Raw genomic sequence first — 9061 nt, 5'->3', positions numbered from 1 at the left:
CTGGCGGAGCTGACCCACCACCCGCGGATCCTCGGCGTGGAGGCGCATCGGCTGCTGCGCAACCTGATGGACCGCCGCTGGTCCGGCCGGACCTCGGCGCTCACCGACGAGCAGATCTCCGCACTCCGGTCACCGGACCCCCACGACGCCGCCCCGATCGCGCTGAACGACCTCGACCGCCGGCTGCTCCCCGCGCTGGCCGCCGACGGCCGTGCCGCCTACCCGAGCCTGGCGCGGCACGCCGGCTGGTCGGAGTCGGCGGTCCGCCGCAGGCTGGCGGACCTGCGCCGCTCCGGTGTGGTCCGCTTCGACGTCGAGATCGATACGGCCGTGTTCGGCTTCCCGGTCCAGTGCCTGCTCTGGCTGACCGTCACCCCGTCCCGGCTGTCCTCCGTCGCCCATGCCCTGGCCGCCGACGCCGAGGCGGCCTTCGTCGGCGCGACCACCGGCCGGCACAACCTGCTGGCCATCGCCGTCTGCCGCGACGAGGACGCCCTCTACACCTACCTCAGCGATCGGATCGGATTCCTCGACGGCGTCGAACGCCTGGAGACCGCCCCGATCACCTCCTACACCAAACGGGTCGCCCCGATCTCCTGAGCGGCGGACGGTCCTCCTGCGGATACCTTGGCGTGTGTCCGCTTCGAGAGGGCCGGGATGACGGCTGACTTCTTCTACGACGAGTGGGGCCGCCGCCGACCGGGGGATCGACGCGATCTCGCGCGGGCCGGGCGGCTGCTCGGCCTGCTCGCGCCTCCTCCGCTCCCCACGCTCACGGTCGTCGGGTCCAAGGGCAAAGGCACGGCCGCGACGTACGCCTCCGCGCTGCTGGCGGCGGCCGGGTGCCGGGTGGTCACCGTCACCAGCCCCGGCCTGCGACACGACACCGACCGGATCCGGGTCGACGGGGTCGCCGTCTCCGGCCGTGACCTCGCCGCGCTCGGGCGGCGGCTCTCGGACGCGGCGCGCACGCTGCCACCGCCCGGCGCGGGCTACCTGTCGCCGAGCGCCCTGTTCACCCTCGCCGGGCTGTCGGTCGCCCTCGACGCCGGGCCCGACGGCGCGGTGCTCGAAGCGGGGATGGGAGGCGCCTCGGACGAGGTGGGCCTCGTACCGCCGACGGTCGTGGCGATCACCACGGTGTTCGGCGGGCACCTCGACGTCCTCGGCGACACGCCCGCCGAGATCGCCGCGGACAAGGCCGGTGTGGTCGCGGAGCTCACCCGGGCGGTCGTGTCGCTTCCGCAAACGCCGGACGTGGCGGCGGCGATCGATGCGACCGTCGCCGGCCGTACCGGCCGGCGGGCCGAGGTGATCACCGATACGGCGCCGGAGGGCGCTTCCGCCCTCCGGGAGCCCGCACCCCTTGCGGGGTTCCCCGCCCCCGCCATGCGCTCCGGGCTCCACCGCCCCAACGCCCTCCTGGGCTGCGCCGCCGCCCGGCGGTTGCTGGAGGCGACCGGCCGACCCGCTCCGGACCCGGCGCGCGCGGCCGGGGTCCTGGCCTCCGTACGGCTCCCCGGCCGGCTGTCCTGGCACACGATCCCCGGCGCCACCGTCCTCCTCGACTCCGCCGTCGAGGCGGACGGCGCCGCCGCCGCGCTCGCCGAGGCGTACCGCCGCTGGGACCGGGTCGACCACGTCCTGGTCTGCCTGCCCGACCACAAGGACCTGGAGGGCGTCCTGAGCGCGCTCGGGGGCCTGCCGGTGACCACGGTGCGGATGCCCGACCGGGAGAGCCTGCGGTTCACGCGCACGCGCGACGGCCTCGACATCGCCGATCTCACGCCCGGACGGCTCGCGGCGTTCGGGGAGAGGATCGTCGTCCTCGGCACCGTCTACTTCACCGGCCGGGTGCTCGACCTCCTCGACGCCGACACGACGCGCCTGTTCGCCGGCTGAGCCGCCTCACTCCTCGATGCGCAGGACGATCATGGCCATGTCGTCGTGCGAGGGCTCGGTGGAGAACGCGCGTACGGCGCGGCTGACCCGGGCGGCGACCGCCCCGGCGCCCAGCCCGGCGCAGCCCGCGAGGATGCGTTCGAGCCCCCCGTCGTCGCCCAGCAGCCGGTCGCCGTTGCGCCGCTCGGTCACGCCGTCGGTGAACCCGAGCAGGAGATGCCCCGGCCCGAGGGTGACCGTCTGGACGGAGAACTCCGCCTCGGGGAACGCCCCGAGCATCAGGTCGGACTCGTCGTCGCCGGTGACCGTGCCCGCCGGGGTGAGGAACAGCGGCGGCGGGTGACCCGCGGTCGCGTACGTCACGCGGGCGCTGCCGTCCTCCCGCGGCTCGACCTCTCCGTGCAGCAGCGTCAGGAACCGCGCGCGGGACCCCTCGTCCAGGATGAGCGCGTTGAGGCGTTCGAGGACCTCGGGGATGGAGTAGTTCTCCCGGCCGAGGATGCGCAGCGCCTGGCGGGCCAGGCCGGTCACCGACGCCGCCTCCGGCCCGGTGCCGCACACGTCGCCGATGGCGAAGCGCCACCGCGAGCCCACGCTGAACACGTCGTAGAAGTCGCCGCCGACCTCACCGCTCTCACCGGCCGGTTCGTACACCACGGACACGTCCAGCCCCGGGATGACCGGGATCTCCGGCGGCAGGAGGCTGCGCTGGAGCGCCCGGCTCATGTCCGACTGCTCCTCGTACAGCCGCGCGTTGTCGATCGCGAGCGCCGCGCGCCCGGCGAGATCCTCGGTCAGCTCCAGCATGTCGCGGTTGAACCGGGCGCCCCTCGGCCCGCCGACGACGAGCATGCCGATGCTGCGTCCGCGCGCCAGCAGCGGGAACACGTGCGCGACGTCACCGGCGACCCGGTGCGCGGTGGGAGGCATGCCCTCGCTGGGCGCGGCTCCGAAGCCCTCCCACGGCCCGGGCTCGGCCGGCGGCGGCGCGGGCGGCAACAGGTCGAGCAGCGTGCGCAGGTCGGCCACCATCGTCTCGTCGGCGTGCCAGGCGTACGCCGGGAGCGCCGTGCCGCTGTCCCGTACGGTGAACAGGGCGCACCAGGTCGCCAGGCGGGGCACGATCAGCTGCGACACCAGCGCCATGGTCATCTGCTGGTCGAGAGTGCCGGCCAGCAGGCTGCTCGCCTCGGCGAGGAAGCCGAGCCAGCCGCGCCGGGCCCGCTCCAGCTCCATCAGCCGCGCGCGTTCGAGCGAGGGCGCCTGCCGGTCGGCGACCTGCTGGAGGCGCTCGACGTCGGACTCGTTGAAGTGGGCCGCGTCACGCGCGGCCGCGATGATCAGCCCGATGCCCCGGCCGTCGATGACGAACGGCGCGGTGACGAGCGAGCGGATGCCGGCGGCCTGCAGCGCCGGCAGGTTGTACGGGCTGCCGCCCAGGTCGGCGTAGACGCCCCGCCCGCCGACGGTGGCGCCCTCCAGCCCCATCTCCAGCGCCGTGCCCTCGGGCCGTACGCCGGAGGTCGCCTTGAGCACGAGGTCGGCGTCGTCCTCGGTCAGCAGGACGTACACACAGTCGGCGCCCAGGGCGTCCTGCGCGGTCTGCGCGGTGCGGTGGGCGAGTTCGTCGACGGTCGGCCGGCTGGGCCGCGGCGCGGTCACCATCTCCTCGTACGAGGGCGGCGGGGGCGCCGGCTTCTCCCCCGAGACTCCGGGAACGGTGAACCAGACCTGCTTGTCGCCCTGGCCGTACGTGACGCCCCAGGAGATCGCCAGCGTTTCGGGGAACAGCAGCCCGCGCCCGCTCACCTGATCGCCGGGAACGGGGATGCGCCGCGCCTGGTGACGGTCGTGAACCTCGACCCTCACCTGGCCGCCGAGCGCCTCGCACACGACCTCGACCTCGGTCCCGGCGTGGACGATTGCGTTCGTAACCAGTTCACTGGTGAGTAGCATGGCGTCGTCCACCTCGTCGACGCCCCAGTTACGAAGCGTGTCCCCGACAAAACGCCGTGCAGCCGCGACTGACGCGACCTCCGGCGGGAAGGTCGCGTACCTCTTTGGGTTCTTCTCCACGGTCTCTTGGATTCGTCTCGGGGATGCACGACGCTGCCATCGTGGCAGATTCCCCGGGTGGGCTGTACATATCCCCGACCACGTCGCATGGAAGGCGAGGTGCTAGTTAATGCCTCGAAGCACGTCCCATGCACCGGTGAGCGTCCAGTATGACGAGGCTGACCTGCGGCCGGTCCTCGACGCGCTCAGCGCCCTGCGCGACGGAGATTTCGATACCAGACTTGATACCTCCGGTGATGACGTCCTGGCCGAGATCGCCTCCGTCTTCAACGAAGTCCAGTCACGTGCGGGCCATCTGACCGGGGAACTCGTCCGCGTGCAACGTGAGGTTCGTCACGAAGGCCGGATCGACGAACGGCTCGGCGCCGACGGCGAGGGCGCCTGGGCGACCGGCAACGCCGCCGCGAACGCGCTCATCGACACGCTGGTGCAGTCCGCGACCGCGATGGCCCGGGTGTCCGACGCGGTCGCCGACGGCGACCTGAGCCAGCGCATCGAGCTCGACACCGGCACCCGGCCCTGGCGCGGCGAGCTGCTGCGGATGGGCTCGGGCGTCAACCGCATGGTCGAGCACCTCGACGAGTTCGCCGCGGAGGTCACCCAGCTGGCCCGCGAGGTCGGCGCGGAGGGGCGCCTGGGCGGCCAGGCCAAGCCGCGGGAGATGTCGGGTCGCTGGCGCGACGTCACGGGCGCGGTCAACGCCATGGCGAGCCGGCTCACCGGCCAGGTCCGCGACATCGCCCTCGTGACCACCGCGGTGGCCAAGGGCGACCTGACCCGCAAGGTCACGGTGGAGGCGACCGGCGAGCTGCTGGAGCTGAAGGAGACCGTGAACACCATGGTCGGCCAGCTCTCCTCGTTCGCCGACGAGGTGACCCGCGTGGCCCGCGAGGTCGGCACCGAAGGACGCCTCGGCGGCCAGGCACAGGTCAGCGGCGTCAGCGGCGTCTGGAAAGACCTCACCGACAACGTCAACTCCATGGCCGGCAACCTCACCGGCCAGGTGCGCAACATCGCGCAGGTCGCCACGTCCGTCGCGAACGGCGACCTGTCCAAGAAGATCACCGTTGACGCCCAGGGCGAGATCCTCCAGCTCAAGGACACCCTCAACACGATGGTGGACCAGCTGTCCGGCTTCGCCAACGAGGTCACCCGCGTGGCCCGCGAGGTCGGCACCGAAGGACGCCTCGGCGGCCAGGCATCAGCGGCGTCAGCGGCGTCTGGAAAGACCTCACCGACAACGTCAACTCCATGGCCGGCAACCTCACCGGCCAGGTCCGCAGCATCGCCCAGGTGGCGACCGCGGTGGCCGGCGGCGACCTGTCCAAGAAGATCACCGTCGACGCCCAGGGCGAGATCCTCCAGCTCAAGGACACCCTCAACACGATGGTCGACCGGCTGTCGGCGTTCGCGGACGAGGTCACCCGCGTGGCCCGCGAGGTCGGCACGGAGGGCAACCTGGGCGGCCGCGCGAAGGTCGGCGGCGTCAGCGGCGTCTGGAAAGACCTCACCGACAACGTCAACTCCATGGCGGACAACCTGACCTCCCAGGTCCGCAACATCGCCCAGGTGACCACGGCGGTCGCGAACGGCGACCTGACCAAGAAGATCGACGTCGACGCCCAGGGCGAGATCCTGGAGCTGAAGACCACGATCAACACGATGGTCGACCAGCTGTCCGCGTTCGCCGGCGAGGTCACGCGTGTGGCCCGTGAGGTGGGCAGCGAGGGCCGGCTGGGCGGCCAGGCCGAGGTCGAGGGCGTCTCGGGCACGTGGAAGCGGCTCACCGAGAGCGTGAACGAGCTGGCCGGCAACCTGACCCGGCAGGTGCGCGCCATCGCGTCGGTGGCCAGCTCCGTCGCCCGCGGCGACCTGAGCAAGTCGGTCGCCGTCGAGGCGCGCGGCGAGGTCGCCGAGCTCGGCGACAACGTCAACCTCATGGTGGCCAACCTCCGCGAGACCACCCGCGCCAACCAGCAGCAGGACTGGCTGAAGACCAACCTCGCCCGCATCGCCGGCCTCATGCAGGGCCACCGCGACCTCATGGAGGTCGCCCGGCTGATCATGAGCGAGGTCACGCCGCTCTCCTCCGCCCAGTACGGCGCGTTCTACCTCGCCGAGGAGGGCTCCGAGGGCGAGCGCGAGCTGGTGCTCAAGACCGGTTACGGCGTGGGCAGGGACCAGATCGACAAGGTCCGCTTCGCGTTCGGCGACCGCCTCGTGGGCCAGGCCGCCGTGGAGCACAAGCCGATCCTCGTCGACGACCTCCCGCCGGGCTACATCACGATCGGCACGGGCCTGGGCCAGGCGTCCCCGGCGAACGTCATCGTGCTGCCGATCCTGTTCGAGAACCGCGTGCTCGGCGCGATCGAACTCGCGTCGTTCAGCCCCTTCAGCGAGGTCCACCTGGCGTTCTTCGACCAGTTCGTGGAGACCATCGGCGTGACGATCAACACGATCACCGCCAACTCCCGTACGGAGGCGCTGCTCGCCGAGTCCCAGCGCCTGACGGTCGAGCTGCAGGACCGCTCCAGCGAACTGCAACGCCAGCAGGCGGAGCTGCGGCGCTCCAACGCCGAGCTGGAGGAGAAGGCGGCGCTGCTGGCCAAGCAGAACCGCGCGATCGAGATGCAGAACTTCCAGATCGAGCAGGCACGCCGCACGCTGGAGGAGCGCGCCGAGCAGCTCGCGCAGTCCTCGCGCTACAAGTCCGAGTTCCTCACCAACATGTCCCACGAGCTGCGCACACCGCTCAACAGCCTGCTCGTGCTCGCCAAGCTCCTGGCCGGCAACCCCGACAAGAACCTCACGGCCAAGCAGGTCGAGCTGATCAAGACGATCCACGAGTCGGGCAGCGACCTGCTGCGGCTCATCAACGACATGCTCGACCTGTCCAAGGTCGAGGCGGGCAAGATGGAGCTGCACCCGCAGCGCATCACACTGTCGGAGCTGGTCGACTACGTCGACGCGACGTTCCGGCCCATGGCCGCCGACAAGGGGCTCGCCTTCGACGTGTACGCCGAGCCGGGCCTGCCGCACGAGCTGTACACCGACGAGCAGCGGCTCCAGCAGGTGCTGCGCAACCTGTTGTCCAACGCGGTCAAGTTCACCTCCTCCGGCGAGGTACGCCTCACGGTGCGGCGCCCGAGGGACGTGACCTTCGTCGACCCGGCGCTCACCGACAACCCCGACGTCATCGGCCTCGCGGTCACCGACACGGGCATCGGCATCGACGAGCACAACCTCAAGTCGATCTTCGAGGCGTTCCAGCAGGCGGACGGCACCACCAGCCGGCGCTACGGCGGCACCGGGCTGGGCCTGTCGATCAGCCGTGACATCGCCGCGCTGCTCGGCGGCGAGATCCACGTGTCCAGCCGCCCGGGTGACGGCAGCACGTTCACGCTGTACCTGCCGGTGCGCTACGCCGGCCCGGTCGACACGGCGCTCGCCGCGCCCAGCGAGAGCCGGCCCGCGCCGCAGCCGCCGCCTCCCGCCCCGCAGGCGACGCTGGAGCTGCCCGAGGCCGAGGAGCAGTACACCGAGAACCCCATCGACGACGAGGTCCTGTCGGGCCGCAAGATCCTGATCGTCGACGACGACGTACGGAACATCTTCGCGCTGACGTGCGTGCTGGAGCAGTACGGCATCGAGGTGCTGTACGCCGAGAACGGCCGCGAGGGGATCGACACGCTCGACCGCAACGAAGACATCGACCTCGTCCTGATGGACGTCATGATGCCCGAGCTCGACGGCTACGCGACCACCGAGGCCGTACGCCGGATGCCGCAGTTCGCCGACCTGCCGATCATCGCCCTCACCGCGAAGGCGATGAAGGGCGACCGGGAGAAGAGCATCGAGTCCGGCGCATCCGACTATGTGCCCAAGCCTGTCGACGCGGACCACCTTCTTGACATCATGAGGGCGTGGCTCAGTCGGCCGCGCACGTGATGGAGGCTTGAACCGTGGCCGAGAAGGCGAACATCCTGCTGGTCGATGACCGCGACGAGAACCTCGTCGCGCTCGAGGCGATTCTCAGCTCCCTCGACCAGAACATGATCCGTGCCCGCTCGGGCGACGAGGCCCTGCGGGCCCTGCTGACGAACGAGTTCGCGGTGATCCTGCTGGACATCGTGATGCCGGGCATGGACGGCTTCGAGATCGCCCGCGCGATCAAGCGTCGACGTAAGACGCGCGAGGTGCCGATCATCTTCCTGACCGCGGTGGACGCGGGCCCGGACTACGCGTTCCGCGGGTACGCCGCCGGCGCCGTCGACTACATCTCCAAGCCGTTCGACCCGTGGGTGCTGCGGACCAAGGTGTCGATCTTCGTGGAGCTGCACCGGAAGAACCAGCAGCTGCGCGAGCAGTCGGAACTGCTGCGCACGCAGTTCGCGGCCGCCCCGTCCGGGGAGTTCGCCGCGGAACTCAGCGAGCGCCTGGCGTCCGTGGAACAGCAGATCGGGGTACTGTCCCGGTGGGCGTCCAAGGACGCGGAGGCGGCCGAGGCGATGAGCGCCTTGGAGGAGCGTGTCGGCGAACTGAGAACCGCCATCGACACGCTACGCCCGCCGTCCGACTGAGGACCCTGCCGGCCTCCCGAGGACTCTGCCCACCGAGTGAGCGCCGGTCTCGCGCTGCGCCTTCTCGGCGGTCACCTGATCGTCGCCGGGCCACTGTCGCTCGGGCTCGCGGTGTTCTCCCTCATCGACGCCGCCCCGCCCGCCTGCTGGGCGCCCTGCTCACCGATTGAGGACTCCGCCCGCCCGCCGTGGGCTCTGCCCGTCGGCTGAGCGCTCCGCTCGCCTGCCAAGGGCTCTGCCAGCCCGCCGGGCCGTCCTGCCCACCGGCTGAGGGCCCTGCCGGCCTGCCGACTGGAGCGTCAGTGGCGAGGGTGGGCTCCGGGCCGCCCTCGCCGCATGGTGTCTGGACGGGTTTTCTGGGGTGAAAAGACGAAGGGGAGTGGAAGCCCGCCGTATGCGGGCTTCCACTCCCCTTCGTGGAAAAGAGGAAGAGGAGACGAACACACCACAGGAAAAATCCTGCGGGGTTCTGTCTCCTCTTCCCCTCTTATCTATGTTGATGT

At 71.1% G+C, this 9061-nt stretch carries 5 protein-coding genes and 1 pseudogene; 5 read left to right on the top strand and 1 reads right to left on the bottom strand.

The features are described from left to right. On the top strand, positions 1-600 hold a 600-nt coding region (locus ACFFNX_RS42175), incomplete at its 5' end, for an Lrp/AsnC family transcriptional regulator (protein WP_378211861.1). A gap of 57 nt (positions 601-657) precedes the next feature. After that, the gene (locus tag ACFFNX_RS42170) at positions 658-1902 is read left to right on the top strand and encodes a folylpolyglutamate synthase family protein (protein WP_378211860.1); all 1245 of its coding nucleotides are present in this window, start codon (positions 658-660) and stop codon (positions 1900-1902) included. A gap of 6 nt (positions 1903-1908) precedes the next feature. On the opposite strand, the gene ACFFNX_RS42165 is transcribed toward ACFFNX_RS42170, so the two are convergent. Then, positions 1909-3978, bottom strand: a complete 2070-nt coding sequence (locus ACFFNX_RS42165; RefSeq protein ID WP_378211859.1) for a SpoIIE family protein phosphatase — start codon at positions 3976-3978, stop codon at positions 1909-1911. Positions 3979-4087: 109 nt separating this feature from the next. On the opposite strand from ACFFNX_RS42165, the pseudogene ACFFNX_RS42160 reads away from it, so the two are divergent. From ACFFNX_RS42160 to ACFFNX_RS42150, 3 genes and pseudogenes are all read left to right on the top strand, one after another. Beyond that, positions 4088-7926 (top strand): annotated as a pseudogene (locus ACFFNX_RS42160) (HAMP domain-containing protein). Between the two features lie 14 nt (positions 7927-7940). Beyond that, positions 7941-8558 (top strand): response regulator, encoded by a 618-nt coding sequence (locus tag ACFFNX_RS42155; protein WP_378211858.1) that lies wholly within the window; start codon positions 7941-7943, stop codon positions 8556-8558. 36 nt (positions 8559-8594) lie between these two features. Then, entirely contained in the window at positions 8595-8768 is a 174-nt protein-coding gene (locus ACFFNX_RS42150; protein WP_378211857.1) for a hypothetical protein, read from the top strand. The last annotated feature ends 293 nt before the right edge of the window (positions 8769-9061 follow it).

The organism is Actinoallomurus acaciae (assembly GCF_042429965.1).
Lineage (GTDB): Bacteria > Actinomycetota > Actinomycetes > Streptosporangiales > Streptosporangiaceae > Actinoallomurus > Actinoallomurus acaciae.
The sequence above is the reverse complement of the archived record's forward strand: the minus strand, read 5'-3'. Positions and strand labels throughout refer to the sequence as shown.

Coding starts and splice junctions, on each gene's coding strand:
- ACFFNX_RS42170 (WP_378211860.1), top strand. CDS start 658: ATGACGGCTGACTTCTTCTACGACGAGTGGGGCCGCCGCCGACCGGGG.